This window comes from Desulfobacterales bacterium (assembly GCA_034003325.1).
Classification (GTDB): Bacteria; Desulfobacterota; Desulfobacteria; order Desulfobacterales; family JAFDDL01; genus JAVEYW01.
Map to the genome: position 1 here is coordinate 1 of JAVEYW010000017.1, position 24,725 is coordinate 24,725.

The window sequence follows — 24,725 nt, forward strand, 5'->3', positions numbered from 1 at the left end:
TCTTCAAATCTCATCTTCCGAATCTCCTGTCGCAATTCTGTCGGCTTCATATGCACCTCCATAGGTACATATAAAACCGGACAAATCATGTGCTACAAGTCCGGACAATTCATTTGTTCGTAACAGGGGGTTAATAACATATTGACAAGCCCATATGAATAGCATATTGTCACAGGTCAGCAAGCGGGCATAGCTCAGTTGGTAGAGTACAAGCTTCCCAAGCTTGGTGTCGCGAGTTCGAATCTCGTTGCCCGCTCCATGAGACAGTCCGCCTTTTTTCATAAAGGTTTTTGCGGTAGGCTTTGTATTTCGGGCTGCCCCAATAGTTTTGGTTATGTTGGTCGGTAAATAAATGGTTGACTTTGACCTGCCGACAGAAAGTCTGCTGATATGAGAAAAACGGGCAAAAGCCCGTTTTTGCTTTTTTAGAAGAGTGACAATGGGCAACTGATGACGAAAAGGAAACATTCAAATGCGCATGAAGGCGAAACCGGCGGCAAACCGTTTTCAGCAGAGGCGCAGGCCAAGCTGGTATCAAGGGTTGCTGCTTTGGCGGAAGCTTTATGCGAGGCCGAGGGCATGGAGCTGGTATTCATAGAGTTTCAGCGGGAGCCGGCCGGCCGGGTTCTTCGTCTTTATATTGATAAGCCGGGCGGCGTCAAGTTGGATGATTGCACGCTTATTAGCCGCCAGCTGGGGGATATTCTGGATGTCGATCCAGAAGACCTCGGCCCATATAATCTGGAGGTCTCATCCCCTGGTTTGGAGCGTCCTTTGTGGCGGGCTCGGGATTATGATCGGTTTAAAGGGTGCGGGGCAAAAATAAAAACCAGTGTGCCTTTGAACGGCCAAAAAAATTTTAAAGGGGTTTTGTTGGGCATCGCGAATGAAATCATCACACTGAAAGAAAAGGGGACCGATAAAACATTTGCGATACCCTTTAAAGAAGTTTCCAGGGCGCGGCTCGTCGAACTTTAACGGAGAAAAGAATGTTTATTTCAGACATAAAGCGTGTGGTAGATCAGATCAGTCGAGACAAGGGCATCCACCGTGATGTGCTTGTTAAAGCGCTGGAAGAAGCGCTGCGGTCCGCCGCCAAAAAACGATTCGGCGCCAAAGCCGATATCGAAGTGCAATACAACGAGGAGAGCGGGGAAATAGAAGTCTTCCAATTCAAGGAAGTTGTTGAGACCATTACCGATCCGGATACTGAAATTTCAGTGGAAGAAGGCCACAAACTCGACCCCGAGTCCGAAATAGGGGATAGCCTCGGTACCAAGATGGACACCACCACGTTTGGCCGCATTGCCGCCCAATCCGCCAAGCAAGTCATCATTCAGAAGATGAAAGATGCGGAAAGAGAAGCGGTTTATGCTGGATTTATCGACCGAAAAGGGGAAATCATCAACGGTATCGTTCAACGAATCGACCGGGGGGATATCATCGTCAACCTGGGCCATACCGAAGGGATTTTATCCAGGCGCGAACAGGTTCCCAGAGAAATTTACCGGCGAGGGGATCGAATCCGTGCGCTCATATTGGATGTCCAGCTCGATACCCGTGGGCCGCAGATACTTCTTTCCAGAACGCATCCGGATTTTCTCATCAGCCTGTTCAAAACAGAGGTGCCTGAAATCAGTGAGGGCGTCGTCACTGTCATGGGCGCTGCCCGCGAGCCCGGCAGTCGGGCGAAATTTGCAGTGGCCTCCACGGATGCGAATATCGATCCGGTGGGTGCCTGTGTGGGAATGAAAGGTAGCCGCGTACAAAATGTGGTGCAAGAGCTCAGGGGAGAAAAAATCGATATTATCTCCTGGCATGTGGACACGGCGAAATATGTATGCAATGCCCTGGCGCCGGCCGAAATCTCACGCGTTATCATTGATGAAGAAAACCGGGGCATGGAGGTCATCGTTCCGGATGAATCCCTGTCCGTGGCCATTGGAAAACGAGGGCAAAATGTTCGATTGGCCTCAAAATTGACGGGGTGGCATTTGGATGTGAAGAGTGAATCCAAATACAGTCAGGATATGAAAAAAGGGTATGACTCATTGATTGCCCTGCCCGGTATCGGCATGGGTCTGGCTGATGTGTTATACGAATCCGGATTCTACTCCGCGGAAGAAATTTCTCAATGTGCCGTTCAAGATTTGCTGCAGGTTCGGGATATGACGGAAGATAAAGCGATTGAACTTATTGAGGCGGCAAAGCGCTATATCGAGCAGGCTGAAAAGGCTACCCCTGTCCCTGACGAAACGGTGGCTACAGAGGATAAACCTGCGGCAGAGATGGCGGCAGCCGAGGACCATACGATTTTAAACAGCGCATCGACAGAAGACGAGCCTGATGTGGCTGATAACGACGCTGAATAGATGTTAGCGACATTCGATATCCGAAAGCCTATCGTTTTTTGAACGGGGATAACGGGCAATAGAAGTTAAGGGGGATGGATGGCAAAAAGAGTGTTTGAACTTGCCAGAGAACTTAACCTGACGGCCAAGGAATTATTGGCCAAGATAAAAGACGTGGACGTTGATCTCAAGAGCCATATGAGCACCTTGGATGATGCAATGGAAGCGCAAGTCAGGAAACATCTTTTCGGCAAAAAAAGCGAAGCCGCTGTCGAGGAGACCCGTATCCGGCCAACGGTTATTCGACGGCGTCGAAAAACGGCCCCTGAATCATCGGTGCTGAATGAAGCCGATGCGGAGCAGGAAGATACCGATATCATGGAGCCGTCCGAGGAGGAGGCTCCCGTGCGGACGAGCCAAGAGGCGTTACCTGAAATTACGAATGAAGCGTCCCCCTTCGAAGCCCATCGCGTTCCGGAAACGGCCCCCCCTGAAACACCGGCCGAACAACCGGCCGTCGTTATTGAAATGGGGACGCCTGCAACCGTGCCGCTCGAAATTCAAGGTGAACCTATTATCGCGGAGACAACACCTGCGGCAACTGAAGAAACGGTTATGGAACAGGCAGCGCAAGCAGATGACAGCGAATCCTTTGAGCCCGAGGCTACCGCGCCACAGGCTGAAGAGGCGGTGACCGCACCGGAAGAAGCCTCGGAATCAACGGTCGAGAAAGCATCTGTTGAAGTGTCGACCGTCGAGGAACTTACCGATAAGACGATTTCACCGGTGCCTGCCAAAACCAAGAAGAACAAAAAGAAACTTTCCAAAGAGTTGCCCGCGAGAATCATAGAGCTTCCGAAAGCACCATTGCCAAAACCGGCAGAGGAACAAAAAGCCGTGCCAATGCCCACTGAGGATAAGGGCCGTTTCCAACCGGTACCGGTTAAAGCGATTCCAACGCCGGAAGAGGAAGCGGATGCGGCGGAAAAGAAAAAAGGAAAGCGAGGGAAAAAACCACCCGAGGAACCGGTAAAAGATAAGAAGTTTTTTAAGAAAAAAATAGCGTTTCGCCGAAAAGAGGTGGTAGAGGGCGCAGCCCTTTACACGGGAGAAATGCGCAACCGGAAAGCGCGCAAGGGCGCTAAAGGCGCCAAACCTGCACCGCTTCAAAAGCCGCTGATCACGGTGGCCAAGCAAATCAAGCGCCGCGTCAAAATTGATGACACCATCGTTCTTTCCGAACTGGCAAAGCGAATGGGAATCAAGGCGGCCGATATGATTCGTACGCTCATGGGTCTGGGCGTCATGGCCACGGTCAATCAAACCATTGATTTTGAGACGGCGGTTCTCGTGGCCGGTGAATTTGATTATGAAGTGGAGCGCGCCGCGTTCGAGGAGGACACCTTTATAAAAGCACAGGCCGATGCCCCCGAAAACATGATGGAGCGGCCACCGGTCGTGACCATTATGGGCCATGTCGATCATGGGAAAACGTCGCTGCTGGATGTGATCCGAAAAACCAAAATCACCGCGACCGAAGCCGGCGGCATTACGCAGCATATAGGGGCGTACCATGTCACCACGGAAAAAGGCCAGATCGTCTTTCTGGACACACCTGGCCACGAAGCTTTTACCGCCATGCGCGCGAGAGGCGCCAAAGTTACGGACATCGTAGTCCTTGTAGTGGCCGCAGATGATGGTGTGATGCCGCAGACGGTTGAAGCCATCAACCATGCCCGCGCCTCAAACGTGCCGATCGTGGTCGCCATCAACAAGATTGACAAGGCCAACGCGGATATGGATCGCGTGGTGAGACAGTTGTCCGAAATCGGAATAGCGCCGGAAGAATGGGGGGGGGATACGATTTTTGTGCGTGTTTCCGCAAAGCAGAATCAGGGAATAGACGATTTGCTGGATATGCTTCTGCTGCAATCCGAGATGTTGGAACTTCGCGCCAACCCCAATCGACTGGCCTCGGGCCATGTGGTTGAGTCCAAGCTGGATTCGGGCCGCGGACCGGTAGCTACCGTCTTGGTTCAGGGAGGCACGCTTCACACCGGCGATTCGGTGGTATGTGGTGTCCATTACGGCAAAATTCGCGCCATGTTAAACGATCTGGGGCAGCCTGTTGTTTCCGCCGGTCCGTCCATGCCCGTTGAAATCATCGGTCTTTCCGGTGTGCCCCTTGCAGGGGATGAAATGGTGGCGCTGGAAAGCGAAAAGGATGCCAAGCAGGTCAGCCTGCACAGAGTTCAAAAACTGCGGTCTCAGGAATTGGCCAAAAACAGCCGCATGAGCCTTGAAGGTCTTTTTGAAAAAATGAAAACGGGTGAGGTCAAAGATTTAAACCTCATTATCAAGGCCGATGTGGATGGCTCCATTGAAGCGCTCAGGGACTCTCTGGTTAAACTGTCCAACGAAGAAGTGAAAATCAACGTGGTGCACGCAGCCACCGGAACCATTACCGAGTCGGATGTCTCCTTGGCGGCCGTATCCAACGCCATCATCATCGGGTTTAATGTTCGGCCCAATACCAAGGTTTCGGATATGGCGCAGGAGGAGCATGTCGATGTTCGTCTGCACAATGTGATTTATGATGTCATTCAAGAGGTTAAAAACGCCATTGTGGGCATGATGGCCTCCACCTTTGAAGAGCGGCTTCTGGGCAAGGCCGAGGTTCGGGAAGTGTTTCATGTGCCGAAGATCGGTACGATTGCCGGCTGCTCAGTGACCGACGGCAAGATTGAAAGAAACCAGCAGGCGCGCCTTATCAGAGACGGCGTCATCCGTTACGAAGGGAAGATCTCCTCGTTGCGCCGATACAAGGACGATGTCAAGGAAGTCACTATTGGGTATGAATGCGGCATTGGCATTTCCAATTTCAATGACATCAAACTCGGGGATATCATTGAATGCTTCTATATGGAGGAGATTAAACCCGAAATTGATTAACCGGGAGAAAAAAGATGGTCGTCGGGCTTGGCATTGTGACCATAAGGCTGCATGAGTGCCGGTCCTTGAAAGCGAAGCGAAGCGTCGTAAAATCGATTATCGGACAAATTCGCAATCAATTCAATGCGTCTGTTGCCGAAATTGACGATAACGATGTTCATCAGCAGGCACTAATCGGCATGGCGCTGGTGGGAAATGATCGCACAGTGATTAACTCGAAAATGGATAAAATTTTTAACATGGTGGAAGCAATGGGGGTGGCCGAGCTGATTGATACCGAGATGGAGATAATGAATTTATGAGGCCATTTGCGCGGGCCGAACGGGTCTCCACCCAAATACAGCGGGTCTTATCCGAGGTTCTGAAAAAGGAAATTAGTGATCCGCGGTTGGAACTGGTCGTCATTACCGGGGTAAAAATGGCGGCTGATTTGAAATCGGCGCGTATCTTTTTCAGTATGCCGGGCGGTGAAACCGCACGGACACAGGCAACCGAAGGGTTTCAAAAGGCGCGTCCGTTTATCAAGCGGGAACTCGCTGGTCGGCTTGGGTTGAGATATATGCCTGATATTAAATTCTTTTACGATGAATCGTTCGACTATGGCGCCCGCATAGAGAACCTTTTAAAGGCCATACATGCAGATGATGGATCAGATCATACATCAACTGAAAAATAGTCGTCATGTATTGCTTGCGACACATACCAATCCGGATGGTGACGCCATCGGCTCGCTTCTGGCTATGGGGCTGGCGCTCAATGCGTTGGGCATCAGCACAACGGTATTCAATGAAGAGCCGATACCGGCAGTTTATCGCTATTTAAGTGGGATAGAAAGCATCTCGCATAACATAGCAGCGCCTTCACAGTACGATACGGCCCTGATTTTGGACTGCGGCGACTTGAAACGCGTCGGAAAAACAGCAGATGTTATTCGGATGATTCCGGTCGTCATCAATGTGGATCATCACCCAACAAACGCCCGTTTTGGTGAAATGCAAATCATTGATCCATCCGCATGCGCGACGGCTGAAATCGTATATTATCTGATAAAAGCACTGGGAGCGCCCTTAAACAAAGCCATTGCCACCTGTATTTACACGGGAATCATAACGGATACCGGCTCTTTTAGATTTCAGAATACCAACCGGGCCGCTTTTCACATTTGTGATGAGATGGTGGGACAGGGGGTCGATCCCTATTTGATCGCACAATATGTTTACGGCACCTATTCTCTCGGCCGCCTGAAGCTGATCAATCTGGCGCTTGATTCCATTGAAATTTCCGAAAACGGAAAGCTTTCTCTTATGGTTGTAACCCGGGAGATGCTGCAAACGAGCGGAACGCACCCGTGCGACGCGGACGGGCTCATTACCTATGCGCGCAGTATTGAAAATGTTCAGGTGGCGGTATTGATTCAGGAACAATCCGATAACAGTTCAAGACGAAGGGATAAAACCACCTTTCATGTTAGTCTTCGCGCCAACGGTGCAGTGGATGTCAGTGCCATTGCCGGTGCTTTTGGCGGCGGCGGCCACTACTCCGCAGCCGGATTCAGCATCGAATCGTCCTTAACCGATTTAAAAGCCAAGATCTTCGGGTTGGCGACGAATCTTGAGCACTGGCGTCCCAAGGAAGGCGAGGTTTGCGAGCTGTTTCAACCCGCCACGAAACCCCCTATCCGGCTTAGTGCTACCAATAATCGACCTAAGACCACCATGGGAGGAGCGGGATTATTGCACATCAGGCGGTGAACGGCGTTATTGTTATTGATAAACCGGAAGGATTGTCTTCCGCGCAGGTGGTCGCCCGGTTAAAACGCTGCTTGGGGGGATTGAAAGTCGGACATACCGGCACGCTTGATCCCTTTGCCAGCGGGGTCATGATCTGTTGTGTGAGCCGCGCAACCAAGCTGGCGCGCTATTTTTTGCATGGCGGGAAATCCTATTTGGCCACGCTTTGCCTGGGCATTGAAACAGACACGCAGGATGCAACCGGCCAGGTTACCGCGAGCAGCAGCACTGCGGGAATATCCGAAGCAGCGGTTATAGAATGCTTGGCGCAATTTAAGGGCGACATGTTACAACTGCCGCCGGTGTATTCGGCGCTCAAGCACAAAGGAACCCCGCTGTACAAATTGGCCAGATCGGGCAAGCCGGTTCAAAAGCCGGCGCGACAGGTTCATATTTCAGCCCTTAAGGTGATGAAAATGGACTTGCCTGAAGTGAGTTTTTTTGTAACCTGCTCCGCGGGCACTTATATTCGCACACTCTGTGCCGATATCGGTCGCCAGCTCGGATGCGGCGGTCATTTAAAAGCGCTTCGACGGGTGGAAAGCTGCGGATTTGACATTTCCGAATCCATTCGGCTGGATCAGGCAATTGACCCGGCAACAGCCGACAATATCACCAGCCGCATCATTCCAATGGCCGAGGCGCTGCGAAATATGCCTTGTTATGTTGCGGACAGTCGTCTTGCGGCGCTTGTCACACACGGCAGACCGTTGACCACACAAGACCTGCAACTGGAAGGCGATGCGACACGGGGGCCCTATGTCAAAATAATCGACACGCAAAAACATCTGCTTGCAGTATTGCGGACAGATGATAATGTGGTTAAATATGATTGTATTTTTCGAAAGTAAACTCGTTTATTCATCATCAGGAGGCGAAAAGAAAGTGACGTACACATCAGAAGAGAAAAAAACATTGATCGAACAATATAAACTTCATGATTCCGACACCGGATCTCCGGAAGTTCAGATCGGGTTGCTGACCCATCGCATCACCTATCTGACGGATCATCTCAAAGCCCACTCAAAGGATCATCATTCCCGAAGAGGGCTTCTGATGCTGGTCGGCCGCCGCCGCCGACTTCTCAACTATGTGAAAAACAAAGATGTCCAACGGTATCGGCAAATCATCGACACCCTCGGACTAAGACGATAATCCCGCACGGACCGATTCAGGCGTACCCGATGGGTACTCGCCGGTTTCCGAGGATGGGGTGATTTTGATGAACGGCAGACGGCCCAGTGGATTTATTTGGTTATGAAATCAATTGATTGACTGCTTTTTTAGCCGCTATGTTTCGGCGCTTTTTTATCCATTATCGCGCCGTATAATGACAATCAGCAGTTCATTTGATGATAGCCGGACAACTCAGCATAGGGCTTGTGATGCACGGGGACTCATGAGGTGAAGGTTCTTATTAGGAGATAAGTTACGATGGAAATGATGGTAAAAACTCTCGTGGGGGACAGAACCCTCAGCATCGAGACCGGCAAATTGGCCAAACAGGCATCCGGAGCGGTTCTGGTAAAGTATGGCGAGACCATGGTTCTGGTGACCGTTGTGGCATCACCGGATGAAAGAAATGTGGGGTTTTTACCCCTTACGGTCGAATATCAGGAAAAAATTTATGCTGCCGGAAGAATCCCCGGTAACTATTTTCGGCGTGAAATCGGAAGGCCCAGCGAAAAAGAAACATTGACGGCCCGATTAATCGACCGGCCGATTCGGCCGCTGTTTCCCAAAGGATTTTGCAATGAAACGCAGCTCATTGCCACCGTGCTGTCCATGGACCAGGAAAATGATCCGGATATGCTGGCGTTGATCGGCGCCTCCGCCGCGCTTGAAATATCCAGTATTCCCTTTGCGGGTCCGATCGCTTCAGTTCGTGTCGGCCGTATTGACGGTGAGTTCATCATCAATCCGACCATTCAGCAATGTGAGCAAAGCGATATCAATATTATTGTCGCCGGCTCCAAAACCGGCGTCGTCATGGTGGAGGGCGGCGGCAATGTCGTCAGCGAATCGGACATGATGCATGCCATTTTCGCGGGCCATGATGCTTTAAAGCCGATCATCGATATTCAAATTCAGCTTCGGGAAGCGGTCGGCAGGGCCAAAACGGAAGTATCCCCGCCTCAAAAAGATGAAGCGCTGGCAGCCCGGTTGGCAGAGGTTGCTACAGATCCGATTCTAAAGGCATTGAGCGTTGCAGTGAAACAAGATCGCCAGAATGCGCTTCGCCAGGTAAAGATAGAAGCGATCGAATCCCTCGGCGAAGAGTGCGCGGATCGAAAAGAAGAAGTTTCCGAATTATTTCATGATCTCGTCAAGAAAATCAGCCGGAACTTAATTTTAAAGGAAGGCCGCCGAATAGACAATCGCAAATTCGATGAGATTCGGCCGATTACATGTGAGGTCGGCAACCTGCCCAGGCCCCACGGCTCCGCCCTGTTTACCCGCGGAGAAACGCAGGTGCTCTGCGTCCTGACGCTCGGATCCAGCCTGGATGAGCAACGCGTGGAAACCCTCAGTGGGGATGAGTCCCGGCAATTTATGCTTCACTATAACTTCCCGCCCTATTCCGTGGGCGAGGTGCGCCGAATCGGCGGCCCCAGCCGACGGGACATCGGGCATGGCGGTCTGGCCACGCGAGCGCTGGAACGGGTGCTGCCGGATAAGGACGTGTTCGATTACACGATTCGGCTCGTATCCGAAGTGTTGGAATCCAACGGCTCCTCCTCCATGGGCACCATCTGTGCCGGTACCATGGCCTTAATGGATGGCGGTGTGCCGATCAAGGCGCCGGTGTCCGGTATCGCCATGGGGCTTGTCAAGGAAGCGGAACAGGTGGTGATTCTCTCCGATATTCTCGGAGATGAGGACCATACGGGGGATATGGATTTTAAGGTCGCGGGCACCAAGGACGGCATCACCGCGCTTCAGATGGATATCAAGATTTTAGAGCTTTCAAGAGACATCATGGAAAAGGCGCTGGAACAGGCGCGCGTCGGCCGGTTGCATATTCTCGAGAAAATGACGACCGCGATCACTGTACCGCGGGTTGATTTGTCTCCTTATGCCCCGAAAATAATCACCATCACCATCAACCCGGACAAGATTCGAGATATCATCGGCCCGGGGGGTAAAGTGATCCGCGCCATTCAGAGCGAATCCAATACCAAAATTGAAATTACGGATGACGGGGTGGTTAAAATTGCGGCGGCTTCCCAGGAGGACAGCGACACTGCCGTTCGGATTATTCAGGAGATCACCGCAGAGCCGGAAGTCGGCGCGACCTATGACGGCACGGTTGTAAAAATTACGGATTTCGGGGCCTTTGTTCAGATTTTGCCCGGCACGGACGGTCTTGTTCACATTTCCCAACTCGCGGCCCAACGGGTCAACAAGGTCGGGGATGTGGTCAAGGAAGGCCAAAAACTGAGAGTCAAAGTACTCGAGGTTTCACGGGACGGCAAAATCAGGCTTAGCCACAAAGCGGTTCTGGAAGAGGAAAATGCAAGCAAAGGTCAGTAAGACGTGCCTTCATAACGGGATTCGTATTCTGACCAAACAAATCCCGCACGTTCACAGCGTTTCGATGGGCGTGTGGGTGGATGCGGGCGCAAGAGATGAAACCCCGGCGGAAAACGGTCTATCCCATTTGATTGAACATATGATCTTTAAGGGCACCAAACGCCGGACCGCTTTTCAGATCGCCAAGGAATTCGATGCCATCGGCGGGCAGTCCAACGCCTTTACCTCCATGGAAAACACTTGTTTCCATGGCCGGGTGATGGACACGCATCTTGCGACCATGGTCGATATTTTTTGCGATATTTTCTTGAATTCCACCTTTGATGACGCTGAACTGGAACGGGAAAGACCCATCATTCTGCAGGAAATCGGAATGGTCGAGGATAGTCCAGAGGAATTTATTCATGTGCTGCTCGGAAAAGCGTACTGGGGCAATCACCCTTTGGGGCAATCGGTCCTCGGTACCCGGGAGAACCTGCTTCTCTTTGATTCGGCCATGATCAAAGACTTTTTCCGGCGTTTTTATCAACCCGGCCGAATCGTTATTTCAGCCGCCGGCAATTTAAATCATGATCAGTTTCTCGATCTTGCGGCGCCTGCCTTTGAGGCCGTGGCACCGGGTCCGGATCTGCCTTGCCGGTTACCCCCCAACGGCCAAAAGCAGCAGCATATTTCAGTGCGTGATTTGGAACAGGTGCATATCGGCTTAGCGACCCGGGGGCTATCCGTATCCGATCCACGGCGGTATGCCTGCTCACTGATGAACACCATTCTCGGCGGCAATATGAGCTCCCGGCTTTTTCAGGAAATCCGGGAACTTCGCGGGTTGGCGTACTCGGTGTATTCCTTTATCTCACCTCAGGTCGGCGGCGGCATGTTCGGCGCCTACGCCGGGGTCGAGCCGGGGCGCGTCGGGGAAACCGTTGATCTGATCCTTCAAGAGATGCGAAAGCTCAAAATCTCACCGGTAACCACGGATGAATTGCGGGATGCCAAAGAATACACCAAGGGCCAGATTCTGCTATCGGCCGAAAGCGTTGAAAATCAGATGGCCCGCCTGGCGCAAAATGAGATGCACATGGGCCGCTATGTTCCCGTAGAAGAGATTGTCGGGGAAATAGAGGCGGTCACTCAAGAGGATATCTCCTCCCTGGCTTGCGAATTATTTCACACCGATCCACTTTCCCTGGCATTGCTCGGACCGGTGGCCGCGGAATTTGATTTCAACCCCCTGTTGGTGCTTTGATTCGGCAAATGAACCCTTGTGATTTTTCTCAAGCGCCTATTATCGAGTTTCTTCGGCTTCGGCCCGAACAAGACCACGACATTCCGCTGCCCCGTTATATGTCCGCAGAAGCCGCCGGCATGGATATCTGCGCTGCCATCGAAACGAGCACGCTCCTTGAAAAAGGGCAAATCATGCTCGTTTCCACGGGATTTGCCATGGCATTGCCGTCTGGGTTTGAAGCGCAGATTCGACCGCGCAGCGGCCTTGCGGTGAATCACGGCATCGGGCTTATCAATTCACCCGGCACGATCGATGCGGACTATCGGGGAGAGGTTAAAGTTGCGCTGATTAATCTGGGGCCCGACGCTTATACGATTCACCGGGGGGACCGAATCGCCCAGATGGTCATCCATTGCTGCTGCCGGGCAGAGATTCACACCGTTGCGCGGCTAAACGATACGGCACGCAACCGGGGCGGCTTCGGCCATACCGGGCGTTAGCCCCGCTCACAAACGGCTTTAAGGCGGCGATAGGCAAGAATAATCGGGAAAGAACGACTGTTGACACCTTCAGACACCTGCCCACCCCATAACGGAAACACCTTTTCCGTCTGCATGCTTGCCAGCGGCAGTCGCGGGAACGCCATTTATATTTCAAACGGAAACGCCGCTATTTTGATCGATGCGGGGCTATCCGGGGTGGAAATCGAGCGTCGGCTCCACTCCCGAGGGCTTGCGCCGGAGGGTCTTACGGCCCTGGTGGTTTCGCACGAACATGCCGATCACCTTCAGGGGGTCGGTGTATTGTCGCGCAAATATGGTTTGCCGGTATTCATCAATGCCGACACACAAAAAGCGGCCTATTCTCTGGGAAAAATAAAGGATCTTCGCCCATTTTCGTGCAGTACGCCGTTTATGATCAACGGTATGCGAATCTATCCCTTTTCCATTTCTCATGATGCCGCGGATCCTGCGGGATTTACCCTGGAACAAGGAGCGGTGAAAATCGGCATCGCCACGGACCTGGGGATTGCCACGGCAATGGTAAAAGAGCACCTCAAGGGCTGCGCTCTGCTGGTGCTGGAGGCCAATCATGACCCCGTGATGCTGGAAAAAGGGCCGTATCCCTGGCCGCTCAAGCAGCGGATCAAAAGCCGGGTTGGCCATCTGGCCAATGAAGAGACGCGAGACCTTCTTAACGAATTGCAGCACGATGGATTACAGCACGTTGTGCTCGCACACTTAAGTGAAACCAACAACACCCCTCAACAAGCGCACGACATCGTGAGCCCGGCGCTGACCCGTTGCCGACCGACGCTCTCGGTTGCGGTACAAGCCGCCAGCAGTGACATTTTCACGGTATAGCACGATCAACCTTCAGAATAAGCGCCCTTGCGACCATTTTAATCTCCTATTTTTTTAATTTTCGTTCGACTTTCAAAGTTTTTGCATCCGTTCCCCGCCCTACAAGCGACCCCGACCCATACCCGGCCGATGCACCCTGACATGGGGGTGGGGGCTTTCCCCCTCAGTTGCAAGGCTTGACAGCACGTTCAACATCGGGGATTAACCGCTTCTCGGGAGAATTCTGTCGGCTAGGGCGTTGCCGGACATCGAAAAAGTGGAGTGATCCCCTGGGCAGCTCACCGGTTGCAATGAACGGTCCGCCGCTGAACCACGTTCTATGAAATCTATTTGATTTACCTAAAAATTGTATCACCCTTACCATTATTACGTAATACTGGAGGGTTAAAAATGAGAGTGACAACCAAGGGAAAAGTTACGATACCAATTAACATACGAAAAAAATTAGGAATTAAACCCGATACAGAGGTCGATTTTTTACAAGAAGGGGATCGGGTTTTTTTGGTAAAACGGAAAGGAACGGCACGTGCCACCCGTAAGTTTAACAAGCTCCGCAGTGTTGCAACTGTCAAAATGACCACAGACGAAATAATGGCGCTCACAAGAGACAATCAATGAACGGGATTCTCATCGATTCCAATATCATCCTGGATATTTTCCTTGATGATCCGAATTGGGCTGAATGGTCGGAGGCTGTGCTATCTGAATATTCCATTGCTCGCAACATTTATTTTCAAAGTCCTTGACATGCTTTTTTAATATAGTGTATATGCATGACCACTTTTTCGAGAACACTTGATTTCAGCAGTTTTTTAAGAATCAGGGCGTTTGTTGAAAGCCAAAAAGGCCGAGGTAGCTCAGTCGGTAGAGCAGGGGACTGAAAATCCCCGTGTCGGCAGTTCGATTCTGTCCCTCGGCACCAAAGAAATAATTAACCCACTGACTGTTCGGTGGGTTTTTTCTTTTTAAATCCCCATGAAATCTCAGCGCTTAAAATTTGTCCACATTTGTGGTCCACAACAGAACGACAAAACGGTTAAAGGCGCTGGAATTGTCCAGAGATTTGACCGCCTGTGTAAAAATTATGTAACTGCTCAGTAGCCAGGAGACAGAATTCAGAATAAAAACAACTTAAAGCAGCCGGATTAATATAGTTAAATGAAGATTCAGGCGGTTAGTGCATTGTTCTGAATTCTGGCTCCTGAATTCTGTATTCCTGAGTAGTTACAAAATTACAATAAATTTAAAAGCCTTTCGTGAATATTGTCAAAGCCGCCGTTGGACATAATCAGAATGAGATCATCCGGTTTGGCCTCCGATGCCAGAAAATCGATAATGGGCGCCGTGTCCGGGAAAAACCAGGCGGTTTTCCCCCGGTTTTTCAGATCTTGGACCAGCTTTTCCGAGGAAAACCTTTGGTCGGCTGGAATTTTTTCCAATAAGGGCGGCTTTCGAATACAAATCATATCCGCACCGTCAAATGCCGCAGGATAGACACCCTGAAAAACATTCCGCATGCTCGTGTTGGTGCGGGGTTCAAACACGGCGATCAGCCGTCCGTTTGGATAAAACGGTTTTACGGCGCGAATGGTTTCTTTCACCGCCGTGGGGTGGTGGGCAAAATCGTCCATGACGGTGATGCCGCGCTTAACCCCCCGGATTTCCTGGCGGCGTTTAATGCTTTCAAATCGGGTAAGCGCTTTCGCGATATCCTGTGCGCCGATGCCGATTGCATTCGCCATGGCGATTACCGCCAATGTGTTGAAAAGATTGTGCTCGCCCGGCAATCCGGATTGAAAATGCCCGAAGGGTTTTCCGTGCTTGAATACCTCAAAATGAATCCATGGCGGGGAAATGGACACCTCGCCGAGACGCCATGAGGAGGTGGCTTGCCTGCCGTAGCGGACCACATGCGTTGTGCCGTTTGATACCAGTTGGTCGATATTGGCATCCCGGTCAAAGGCGACCAGTGTGCTATCCGCCGGAAGGGCGTCAACAAATCCCTTAAAAATTCGGTTGACATGATTCAGATCCGTAAAAATATCGGCGTGGTCGAACTCTATACTGGTCAGGGCCGCCACGGATGGGCGATAGTGCATCAGTTTCGGCCCCTTGTCAAAGAAAGCCGTATCGTATTCGTCTCCCTCGATAACGATATACTCGCCGTTTCCGAGCCGGTAATTACTGTTGAAATTTTTCAGAATGCCCCCGATCATAAATGACGGATCGAGGCCCGCATGGAACAACACCCAGGCCAGAAGGGCGGACGTGGTGGTTTTGCCGTGAGTGCCGGTAATGAGCAGGGTTTTTTTTCCGTATGCTGCAAAATGATTCAGGGCTTGAGGCATGGAGCAAAACGGGAGTCCCATTTCGTAGACGGCGGCCACCTCGGGATTGTCTTTTCGAACGGCGTTGCCGATAATGACCAGGTCGGGCGCGTGAGCAATGTTTTCTGCGCAAAACCCCTCCTGAATACCTATGCCTTTTTGAATCAAAAAGGTGCTCATGGGGGGATATACTTTCTGATCCGAACCGCTGACGGAATAGCCCATGTCCCTGAGCATACAGGCCAATGCGCCCATTCCTGTGCCGCATACCGCCGTGAGGTGAATTTTGTTAACCGTTTGCGGAATGCAATTCTTTTTTAAATCCATCCTGGTTTACTTCTCCGTTCTGTGTTATATTTTTTACTTAGAGCGATTGTAAAGTAAATATAAAAGAATTTTATATAGATAACAAGTTTTAGAATTTTTCCTTTCAAAAAAATAATACAAGCAATTTGATATCAAGAAATATTTTGAGGATAAAGGTAAGCGCAAATGGACGCGAAGCTCAAAAAATTATTGACGGAAATTGCTCTGGGGACTCAGCATGTGACGGTGCTGACCGGCTCGGGGATATCCTCGGAAAGCAATATTCCGACATTTCGAGGCGCGGAAGGGCTTTGGAGCGTCGGCGGCAGGGAATATAAACCGCACCAACTGGCGACGCGAAAAATGTTCGAGAAAAACCCGGATGATATATGGCGTTGGTATTTGTATCGGCGCGGCGTGTGCAGAAGCGCGAGTCCCAATCCGGGGCATCGAAGTTTAGTGGAAATCGAGCGGCTTTTTCAAAATCGGTTCACCCTGATTACTCAGAATGCCGATGATCTTCATTTTCGTGCCGGCAACAGCCGGAAAAACACGTTCGAAGTTCATGGCAACCTGTTTTACATGCGTTGCTACCGGGATTGCACCTCTGAAATATATCCGATACCCGAAGGCGTGTCGGATAAAACGAAAAACGATGCATTGACCGAGGCGGAACGCCATCTTCTTTCATGCCCGGTTTGCGGTGGTCCGGCGAGACCGCATGTGTTGTGGTTCGATGAAACTTATAATGAAGAATATTACCACTATTTGAGTGTGCTGAGACTTGCCAGGAAAACCCGTCTGCTGATCGTGGTGGGTACTTCCGGCAGCACCAATTTGCCGGTGCTGATCGCGCAGACGGTTCAGCGACGAGGCGGTGTGATTATTGACATCAATATTCACGTCACACCGTTTTCCTATCTGGCGGACGCGACGGGCGGGTTTTTTATTCAGGAAACCAGCAGTGTTGCCCTGCCGGCTATTTATAAGACGGTGAATGAAGCGGTCAACTTATATTGAATTCGACTTTTTTATGATTTTTTCCAACTTCTAATTCATAGCGAAAAAGGAACACCCCGTTGATGAAAAATGAAAGATCCCGTGAACTTTTTGGTGAGGCCGTGAAGGTGATTCCGGGAGGAGTGAACAGCCCGGTTCGTGCATGCCGGTCTGTGGGCATTGACCCGCTTTTTATTGAACGCGGCCAGGGCAGCACAATTTGGGATGCGGACGGCAACGCTTATATTGATTATGTGGGAAGTTGGGGACCCATGATATTAGGGCACCGCGATCCGTCGGTGATTGCCGCCATTGAAAAGGTGCTTGAACGGGGAACGAGTTTTGGTGCGCCAACGGATCTCGAAATCGATTTGGCACGGATGGTCATTGATGCGGTCAGCTCCGTTGAAATGGTTCGAATGGTCAATTCCGGCACTGAGGCCACCATGAGCGCCATTCGTCTGGCGAGGGGCGTGACCGGTCGCGATACCGTCATTAAATTTGACGGTTGCTATCACGGTCATGCGGATACGTTACTTGTGGCGGCTGGCTCGGGGGTTGCGACCCTTCAGATACCCGGCAGTCCGGGCGTTCCCGGTGCCTTTGTCACGCATACGGTTTCCTTGCCATATAATGGCATCGAAGCGTTCAAGGCGGTAATGGCGGACAGGGGGGACCATATTGCTTGCGTGATCGTGGAACCGGTAGCCGGAAATATGGGCCTGGTAAAACCCGTCCCGGGTTTTTTGGAAACACTTCGCGAGGAGACGAAAAAGCACGGCAGCCTGCTCATTTTTGACGAGGTCATGACCGGATTTCGGGTGGCTTACGGAGGCGCGCAAAAAGTCTACGGCATTGACCCGGATTTGACCACCCTTGGAAAAATCATCGGGGGCGGCATGCCGGTGGGTGCTTACGGCGGCAAAGGTGAGTATATGAGACAGATCGCACCCGTTGGGCCGGTATACCAGGCAGGCACCCTGTCCGGTAATCCCGTGGCCATGGCGGCGGGGATCGCCACCTTAAACAGGCTTAAGGCGCCGGGCATTTATGAGCGCCTGGCCACTAAAACCAATCGGTTGGTCGAAGGGCTCAAAGCCGCGCTGAAAAAAACCGGAATTTCGGCTTCGGTGGACTGTATCGGTTCCATGATGGGGCTTTTTTTCACCGATATACCGGTGAGAAATTTTGATGATGCCAAAACCTGTGACCTAAAGCGGTTTACGACCTTTTATCAGGGAATGCTCAAGCGGGGTATCTACCTGGCTCCCTCGCAGTTCGAGGCGGGCTTTGTGTCTTTGGCCCATAGCGACGCCGATATCGACCGGACCATCGCCGCAGCGCAGGAAGTGTTTGCCGAACTGTAACCATTCGTTCTTAGAATTCTCAACCGGCTATCCCGGCAGCTGCCAGTTGGTATCAAAGCCCATGGATGAAAGAAGTTCAATCCCCTCTTTTATCTTGTATCCGACGGTGTCGATTCCGTGAGAATCGTCTCCGGGAATAACGGGTATCCCCAGATTCAACGCTTCGGTTAAAATTGAGCTGGAAATATAGGGCTCTGAGCCGCCTTTGTACAGCGCCCGCATATTGAGATCGAGACGCAACCCGGCGGAACGAATAAATGCCAGGTTTCGCAGAATTTTTTCCCGAATGGCGGACTGATCAAGGCGGGTTTTGTAATCCGGGTCAAAGATGCGGATAAGATCAAAATGACCCACTACGGCCGGCCGAAGGGTGGTGAGCATTTTGTATTGAAGGTCAAAATAACGCAGGTACAACGAATTCATGTCGCCGGCGGCAGCCGCGGCACGGCGGTAATGCGCTTCGTCATAGTCGAACATGTAATCATCGACATGATGAAGGGAGCCTACCACATAGTCCGGCTGAAACATCTTAATCAAATGTTGTGCAAAGGGCAACGCGCCGGAATAGATTTCCGTTTCAAACCCGACGGCCATTTGAATGACGGACCTGTATTTTTCCTTTAATGCATTGCCTTTTCGAATATAACAGGCAAACCGCCGGTAGAGGTTATCGGCGGTCAGCCCTATCCGGACTTCTTCCGGATAGCGGAAGTGATTTTTCGGCGGCGGCATGTGCTCCGTGATGCCGACCCAGGAGAAGCCCTTTTTGATATATGCCTGAAGGATGTCTTCCAGGCTGTCCTGCGCGTGTGCGCAAAACTCGGCGCTATGCCCGCCGTGAACCGAAACCAGACGCATATTCAGAGACCTTATATCTGCGACATGCACGCGTTTGCGTGTATATTCACCGAAGGTGAAAGACGGCTTTTATGCATCCCAGCCTCCCAGCCTCCCAGCATCCGGCTTTGCCGGATTAGGCTATTCGGACAATTGGCAAGTGTCATCAACGGCTTTTTTGGTTTCCACATAATGCGCCGCGGCCAGCGCGGCCGTACAGCCGTCGGCTGCCGAAAGCACAATCTGCCGGGCGTATTTTTCTCTCAGATCTCCGATGGCAAAGATGCCGGGGGTATTGGTTTCGCAGCGTTCGTTTGTGATGACATACCCCTCGGCATTCATTTTGGTTCCGGCCGGCACCAGCGTATTATTGGGAGAAAAGCCGACAAAGATAAAAACGCCGTCCGTAGGGAGATCCCGGGTCTCGCCGGTGTTAACGTCTTTGAGCTTAACGGCGGTCACGCCCTGCGCGTCGGCTTGAATGCGGGTGATGACCGTGTTCCAAACAAGCTCAATTTTACAATCGGCTTTAAGCCGTTCCTGTAATATCATGCCTGCCCGAAGCGCATCTCTGCGATGAACAAGATACACCTGTTTGGTCAGCTTTGCCAAATAGAGGGCTTCTTCGGCAGCCGTATCCCCGCCGCCCACTACCACAACGGTCTTGTTTCTGAAAAAAAAGCCGTCGCAAACCCCGCAATAGGAAACGCCTTTCCCGTATAGCTCGGATTCGCCCGGCACGTTCAATCTCTTGGGACTGCCGCCGGTGCCCAAAATGACCGCATAAGCTTTTAAACGGGTTTGGTCCGCCAGAATAACCGTATGATGTGCAAGGCCGGGCTCTACCGCCACGACCTCCTGTGAACGCACATCGAGTCCGTAGGCTTGCGCATGCTGAGAGAATTTCATGGCCAGATCCGCGCCTGTGACATGCTCAAACCCCAGGTAGTTTTCCACCTCTTCGGTCATGGTGATCTGGCCGCCAGGAATTCCTTTTTCAATCAAAACCGTTTGTAAGGCTGCCCGCATGGCATAAATGCCGGCGTTGAGCCCGCCCGCACCGCCACCGACGATGATAAGATCATAGACTTCAGAGTGCGCCATAACAAGTTCCTCATTCCCATTTTTTAAGGTAATTTCCTGCTCAAATTACCCCAGGGGAAATGGCGCGTCAACTAGAATCACGGTTCAAATTCATGGCAAGGGCTTTCGCGCGAGGATGCTTTTTCAACGCCTTTCCGGCACCGGTTTTGATAATGTTGAATGTCATAACGCTTTATTTTTATTAAGCACTGCGCATGGATACCCCAAAATATGCTTGACTTGGATTAGAAAGAATTGGTAGGGGTAAAATATTTATTGCCGGATCATATCGTTATTTCGGTTCGCCCAAACCGCCTGGAAAGAATAGCGTTGGTAACTGATTTGGGCAATAATTCAATTCTACAAAGGAGGTGAAAGCCGCAGCCCATTCATTAGAAGCCAAATTTTAATTCGGTTACTTGCTGAATACACACGCTAATTATAATCTTAAGAGGAGAATATGATGAAGAAAAGCTTGATAGCCAGCCTGTTAGTTGCGAGTCTGATTTTTCTGCCGTTTACCGCTATGGCCGACTTAGGAGATGTCATTGCCAAAAGCAAAGACATCGAGATAAACATGTTCGGCAGCCTTAAAACCTTTCCCCATTTTATCGAAAATGCCGATTTTAATTCCGATGACACTCGGTATGACTTTATTATCGACGAAAACGGCACGATGGAAAACCATGCCGTCCGCACGGAAGCTCGCATCGGCTGGGATGCCAAGGCGGATGATTGGGATTTTATGATCATTCTCGAATCGGATTTCAATTTGAATAAAGCCAACGCAGACCGCGGCGCCGATAAGACCGCTGGTTATTTTAACCAGATGGATACCGGTTTTACCGGTGAGGATTTTGGTATAGAGAAACTAAACTTCGGGTATAATTTTGGTCCCTGTAAAATAAATACCGGTTGGAACACCAAGTTTCTTGATATTATGAGTGGCGGCATTCTTTATGGGGATGATCATCCCTATATCGGTCTGGAAGGGGCCTTCGGTAAAAACAAGTGGGAAGCCCTTTATATTATCGTGCAAGATGATATATCAAACCAGGGGGCCGGCGGTGTCATAGACGGCGATAGTCTGGACTGGCGGGTATATACCTTGCGCGTTGGATTTGATTTGAACGGATTTACACTGGCCCCTCTTTATGCGTTCAGCGACAATGAAGACCGAAGTGCCAATGTGCATTATATGGGGGTTGAGGGCTATGGCAAGCTCGGCATATTTACCCCGCGCTTTGAATTCGTCTATGCAACCGGCGAGCAAACCTTAACCAATCAAGACTTGGATATCAGTGCGTTTGGTGCCTTTGCGTCAATTGAAGCGGGTATCAGCAAGGCGCTTAATGTCTACGTGGGCGGGTACTATTTGAGCGGCGATGATGATCCCAACGATGATGATATTGAAGCGTTTAACGGCATTACCAACATTGGTCGGTACACCCCGACGTTCGGTATGGAAAATGCCATGATCTATCGTTATGTCCCGGCGCTTGGCACCCACTTGTACTCGAACAATTTTAATGTGCTGGGTTCTAAAGCCGGTTATGGCGGCATCAGCAATTCTTCCAAAGCGGATGCCCCGGGTATGATCATGATGGGGATCGGTGCCAGAGGGTGCCTGACCGATCAACTTTCCTATAAAACGCAGGTGATGTATTTTGCCTTTGAAGAACAAGGTGCGTTAGAGCAAGTAGCGGGAAAATCCATTGATGATGAGGTCGGTATTGAGGCGGATCTTCAATTGACCTATAGCTTTAACCCGCATTTTTCTATCGGAAATGTTATCGCGGTATTTTTCCCCGGGGATGGTGTTGAAGACCGTCTTGGGCCGGCTTTTGATGAAACCGCCTACGTGGATACCATTGAGTTGACCTGGCAGTTTTAATCGGGCGCGTATGCCATACGCGCGGTGCGTTGCGCTTGGTGACTGACATATAGTCGCCGATTGCGTAGCAAAGAAAATATAAACGCCTTTTTTCCCTTCGGGGAGGGAGGGCGTTTTTTATTGTGCCGCATGGAAAAGAACGAGCCCAAAAGGGGGCGGGCCGCGCAGAAAAACCGCGCTGAATGACTTGCAAAACCACCCGGCCTGTGCCATAGGAAGCGATCCGGAAACCGATGATGAATCGAGTACAGACGCAGAATGGAAAACTGGCGGGAGATTCTTCGACAAAGCCTCACCAACGCAAGGCAACTGGCCGAGCACTTGCCGATCGATACCGCGAGGGTTTCTTCTGTAGCGGCTCGCTATCCTTTTTGCATCAACCCGTATTATTTTTCACTGATTGAAACGAAAGACGATGCGATTTGGCGGCAGGTTGTACCGAATGCGGCCGAGTTAACCGATGAGGTCGGTGTTCCGGATCCCTTGGCCGAAGAGCCGCTGTCCCCGGTTTCAAATCTGATTCATCGCTATCCGGACCGGGTGGTGCTTCTGGTTTCCAATGAATGCGCGGCGTATTGTCGCTTTTGCATGCGCAAGCGGCGCGTGGGCCTGCCTTTGCCGGCGTTTACGGATTCGGTGCTGTTTGATGTCATTGACTATCTGCGCCGGGAACCCCGGGTGCGGGACGTGATTCTCTCCGGCGGAGATCCCTTGCTGCTGGAGACCGATGCGCTTGAACGGATTCTCTCCGCGCTTCGAAAAATCGCACATATCGAAGTGATTCGCATTCATACCCGAACACCGTGTACCCTGCCGCAAAGAATCACCCACCGCCTGGTATCGATGCTGAAACAATTTCATCCACTCTATGTGAATACCCACTTCAATCACCCGCGGGAAATAACGCCCGAAGCCGCAGTGGCCTGCGCCCGATTGGCCGATGCCGGAATGCCGCTGGGAAACCAGACCGTGTTGTTGAAAGGTGTCAATGATGATGCGATCATCATGAAACAACTTTTTCAGCAACTGCTTAAACTCCGGGTTCGGCCCTACTATCTGCACCATCCGGATCTGGTTCGGGGAACCGGCCATTTTCGGGTTCCCATTCAAAAAGGACTTGAAATCATGTCGCTAATTCAGGGACACACCTCGGGTTTGTGTATGCCCCATTACGTGATCGATGTACCGGGCGGCGGCGGAAAGGTTCCGTTGCTGTCGGAATATGTAAAAGGTGTCTCACAAAGCCGGCTTACCGTAGAAACCTATAGCGGAAAACAATTCGAATATCCGGTGGATTGAGTAAAACAGCCTGAAACCAAAATTTTTTTGTAACTACTCAGGAATACAGAATTCTGGATTCTGTCTCCTGGCTACTGAGCAGTTACACTTTTTTTTCAGAAAGGATCGTGCCCCATTGCGTTATAACGATTCGGTGTTTTGATTGCCGATGGTCTTCAGCAGCAGCAAGCCGGGAACGGCCATAAGGGTGCAGAAGATGAAAAAGAGCTCCCAGCCGATCCATTGGGCGAGGTATCCGGTGGCGGCGCCGGCAAATACGCGCGGAATGCCCATGATGCTGCTAAGAAGGGCGTATTGGGTGGCCGTAAAGCGTTTATGGGTCAGGCCGGCTAAAAACGCGGCATAGGCCGCCGTCCCCATGCCGCTGCTTAAGTTTTCAAAGGCGATGACGCTGCTGAGGGCGGGCAGAGAAGGCGCTATTCGGGCTAAAACCGCAAAACAGGCGGTTGATGAGGCTTGAAGAATGCCGAACCACCAGAGGCATCGATATATGCCGAATCGAAGCATCAGAATGCCGCCGGCCAGCCCGCCGCCGATGGTGGCCCAAAACCCGAAAATTTTGACAACAGCGCCGATCTGGGTTTTGCCGTATCCGGCAGCCAGATAAAAGGGCATGGCCATGGTGGCGGCCATCGTATCGCCGATTTTATAAAGCAGAATGAAACCAAGGATGGACAGTGCCTGCGGCCGGTTGAAATATTCCGTGAGCGGGTGAATGACGGCCTGGCGAATGGTTTGCGGCATGCCGAAGGGGGCTGCCGGCTCCGGCGTTAATAGGGTTGTCGCGATTCCGGGCAATAAACAGGCGGCCATCAAAAGATAGACGGTGGAAAAGGACAGATGATCCGCCAGTATCAGCCCGCCCCCGCCGGCCAGGATCATTCCGAGCCGGTATCCATTCACATATAAGGCCGATCCGAGTCCCAATTCCTGCGTGGGCAGATCCTCTCGGCGATAAGCATCCGTCACCACATCCTGGGACGCGCTGAAAAAGCACACCCAGAAGGCCATGATGACGATCAGCGCAGGACTCTTCAGGGGCGTTGACAACAGCGCCAGCCCCGCGATCGATGCCGTCAGGCATAGCTGTGCAATCAACAACCATCCCCGCCGCCGGCCCAGCACGGGCAAGCTGAACCGGTCCAGAAACGGCGCCCAAAGAAACTTGACGGTGTAGGGAATCCCCGCAAGGGACATCAGCCCGATCACGGACAAATCCATACCCGAATCACTCATCCACGCTTGAAGCACATCCTTTGTCAGCAACAGGGGCAACCCGCAGAAAAACCCCATCAGAAATGCCGTCAGCATGCGTCGGCTGAAAATGAGTGTAAGCAGCTCGTTTCTCCCGGCGGTTTTTATCGGCGCAAGTGGCCACGTTCCGACCAAAATGC

Annotated in this window: 21 protein-coding genes and 2 tRNA genes; 19 read left to right on the forward strand and 4 right to left on the reverse strand. The window is 51.4% G+C overall.

Annotation, left to right across the window (positions count from 1 at the left end; genetic code table 11):
* Positions 1-183: 183 nt before the first annotated feature.
* The 15 genes from RBT11_16285 (at position 184) to RBT11_16355 (ending at position 14,141) form a co-directional block, all read left to right on the forward strand.
* Positions 184-259 (forward strand) — tRNA-Gly (locus RBT11_16285).
* A gap of 191 nt (positions 260-450) precedes the next feature.
* Positions 451-978, forward strand: a complete 528-nt coding sequence (rimP, locus tag RBT11_16290; protein ID MDX9788339.1) for a ribosome maturation factor RimP — start codon at positions 451-453, stop codon at positions 976-978.
* Positions 979-989: 11 nt separating this feature from the next.
* The gene (gene nusA / locus RBT11_16295; GenBank protein MDX9788340.1) at positions 990-2,372 is read left to right on the forward strand and encodes a transcription termination factor NusA; all 1,383 of its coding nucleotides are present in this window, start codon (positions 990-992) and stop codon (positions 2,370-2,372) included.
* A 78-nt stretch (positions 2,373-2,450) separates the two neighbouring features.
* Complete coding sequence (infB, locus tag RBT11_16300; protein ID MDX9788341.1) at positions 2,451-5,303, forward strand: translation initiation factor IF-2; 2,853 nt, start codon at positions 2,451-2,453, stop codon at positions 5,301-5,303.
* A gap of 14 nt (positions 5,304-5,317) precedes the next feature.
* Complete coding sequence (locus RBT11_16305) at positions 5,318-5,605, forward strand: DUF503 domain-containing protein (GenBank protein MDX9788342.1); 288 nt, start codon at positions 5,318-5,320, stop codon at positions 5,603-5,605.
* Entirely contained in the window at positions 5,602-5,979 is a 378-nt protein-coding gene (rbfA, locus tag RBT11_16310) for a 30S ribosome-binding factor RbfA (protein MDX9788343.1), read from the forward strand. Before RBT11_16305 ends, rbfA begins: the two co-directional genes overlap by 4 nt.
* Positions 5,945-7,054: a bifunctional oligoribonuclease/PAP phosphatase NrnA gene (locus RBT11_16315; GenBank protein ID MDX9788344.1), complete on the forward strand. Its 1,110-nt coding sequence runs from the start codon at positions 5,945-5,947 to the stop codon at positions 7,052-7,054. Before rbfA ends, RBT11_16315 begins: the two co-directional genes overlap by 35 nt.
* A complete protein-coding gene (gene truB / locus RBT11_16320; protein MDX9788345.1) occupies positions 7,051-7,944 on the forward strand; it encodes a tRNA pseudouridine(55) synthase TruB in 894 nt (297 codons plus the stop codon). The genes RBT11_16315 and truB overlap by 4 nt, the downstream gene beginning before the upstream one ends.
* Before the next feature lie 34 nt (positions 7,945-7,978).
* The gene (gene rpsO, locus RBT11_16325; GenBank protein ID MDX9788346.1) at positions 7,979-8,248 is read left to right on the forward strand and encodes a 30S ribosomal protein S15; all 270 of its coding nucleotides are present in this window, start codon (positions 7,979-7,981) and stop codon (positions 8,246-8,248) included.
* 279 nt (positions 8,249-8,527) lie between these two features.
* Positions 8,528-10,627, forward strand: a complete 2,100-nt coding sequence (gene pnp / locus RBT11_16330) for a polyribonucleotide nucleotidyltransferase (protein MDX9788347.1) — start codon at positions 8,528-8,530, stop codon at positions 10,625-10,627.
* On the forward strand, positions 10,608-11,873 hold the full coding sequence (locus RBT11_16335; GenBank protein ID MDX9788348.1) for a pitrilysin family protein: 1,266 nt from the start codon (positions 10,608-10,610) through the stop codon (positions 11,871-11,873). Before pnp ends, RBT11_16335 begins: the two co-directional genes overlap by 20 nt.
* An 8-nt stretch (positions 11,874-11,881) precedes the next feature.
* Positions 11,882-12,355 (forward strand): dUTP diphosphatase, encoded by a 474-nt coding sequence (dut, locus tag RBT11_16340; protein MDX9788349.1) that lies wholly within the window; start codon positions 11,882-11,884, stop codon positions 12,353-12,355.
* A 60-nt stretch (positions 12,356-12,415) separates the two neighbouring features.
* Entirely contained in the window at positions 12,416-13,219 is an 804-nt protein-coding gene (locus RBT11_16345) for an MBL fold metallo-hydrolase (protein ID MDX9788350.1), read from the forward strand.
* 390 nt (positions 13,220-13,609) lie between these two features.
* Positions 13,610-13,837, forward strand: a complete 228-nt coding sequence (locus RBT11_16350; protein ID MDX9788351.1) for an AbrB/MazE/SpoVT family DNA-binding domain-containing protein — start codon at positions 13,610-13,612, stop codon at positions 13,835-13,837.
* 228 nt (positions 13,838-14,065) lie between these two features.
* A tRNA-Phe gene (locus tag RBT11_16355) sits at positions 14,066-14,141 on the forward strand.
* 310 nt (positions 14,142-14,451) lie between these two features.
* Here RBT11_16355 and mpl read toward each other — a convergent pair.
* Positions 14,452-15,873, reverse strand: coding sequence for a UDP-N-acetylmuramate:L-alanyl-gamma-D-glutamyl-meso-diaminopimelate ligase (gene mpl / locus RBT11_16360; GenBank protein ID MDX9788352.1), 1,422 nt, complete (start codon positions 15,871-15,873; stop codon positions 14,452-14,454).
* A gap of 165 nt (positions 15,874-16,038) precedes the next feature.
* Here mpl and RBT11_16365 point away from each other — a divergent pair, with 165 nt between their 5' ends.
* Both RBT11_16365 and hemL read left to right on the forward strand, forming a co-directional pair.
* Positions 16,039-16,872, forward strand: coding sequence for a Sir2 family NAD-dependent protein deacetylase (locus RBT11_16365; protein MDX9788353.1), 834 nt, complete (start codon positions 16,039-16,041; stop codon positions 16,870-16,872).
* A gap of 62 nt (positions 16,873-16,934) precedes the next feature.
* Complete coding sequence (gene hemL, locus RBT11_16370; protein ID MDX9788354.1) at positions 16,935-18,218, forward strand: glutamate-1-semialdehyde 2,1-aminomutase; 1,284 nt, start codon at positions 16,935-16,937, stop codon at positions 18,216-18,218.
* Positions 18,219-18,245: 27 nt separating this feature from the next.
* On the opposite strand, the gene RBT11_16375 is transcribed toward hemL, so the two are convergent.
* Both RBT11_16375 and trxB read right to left on the reverse strand, forming a co-directional pair.
* Positions 18,246-19,076 (reverse strand): histidinol-phosphatase, encoded by an 831-nt coding sequence (locus RBT11_16375; GenBank protein MDX9788355.1) that lies wholly within the window; start codon positions 19,074-19,076, stop codon positions 18,246-18,248.
* 120 nt (positions 19,077-19,196) lie between these two features.
* Entirely contained in the window at positions 19,197-20,159 is a 963-nt protein-coding gene (trxB, locus tag RBT11_16380) for a thioredoxin-disulfide reductase (protein ID MDX9788356.1), read from the reverse strand.
* Positions 20,160-20,598: 439 nt separating this feature from the next.
* On the opposite strand from trxB, the gene RBT11_16385 reads away from it, so the two are divergent.
* Complete coding sequence (locus RBT11_16385; GenBank protein ID MDX9788357.1) at positions 20,599-22,032, forward strand: hypothetical protein; 1,434 nt, start codon at positions 20,599-20,601, stop codon at positions 22,030-22,032.
* Between the two features lie 258 nt (positions 22,033-22,290).
* Positions 22,291-23,331: a KamA family radical SAM protein gene (locus RBT11_16390; protein ID MDX9788358.1), complete on the forward strand. Its 1,041-nt coding sequence runs from the start codon at positions 22,291-22,293 to the stop codon at positions 23,329-23,331.
* Between the two features lie 120 nt (positions 23,332-23,451).
* Here the strand turns inward: RBT11_16390 and RBT11_16395 are convergent, their stop codons facing one another.
* Positions 23,452-24,720 (reverse strand): AmpG family muropeptide MFS transporter, encoded by a 1,269-nt coding sequence (locus RBT11_16395; GenBank protein MDX9788359.1) that lies wholly within the window; start codon positions 24,718-24,720, stop codon positions 23,452-23,454.
* Between the last annotated feature and the right edge of the window lie 5 nt (positions 24,721-24,725).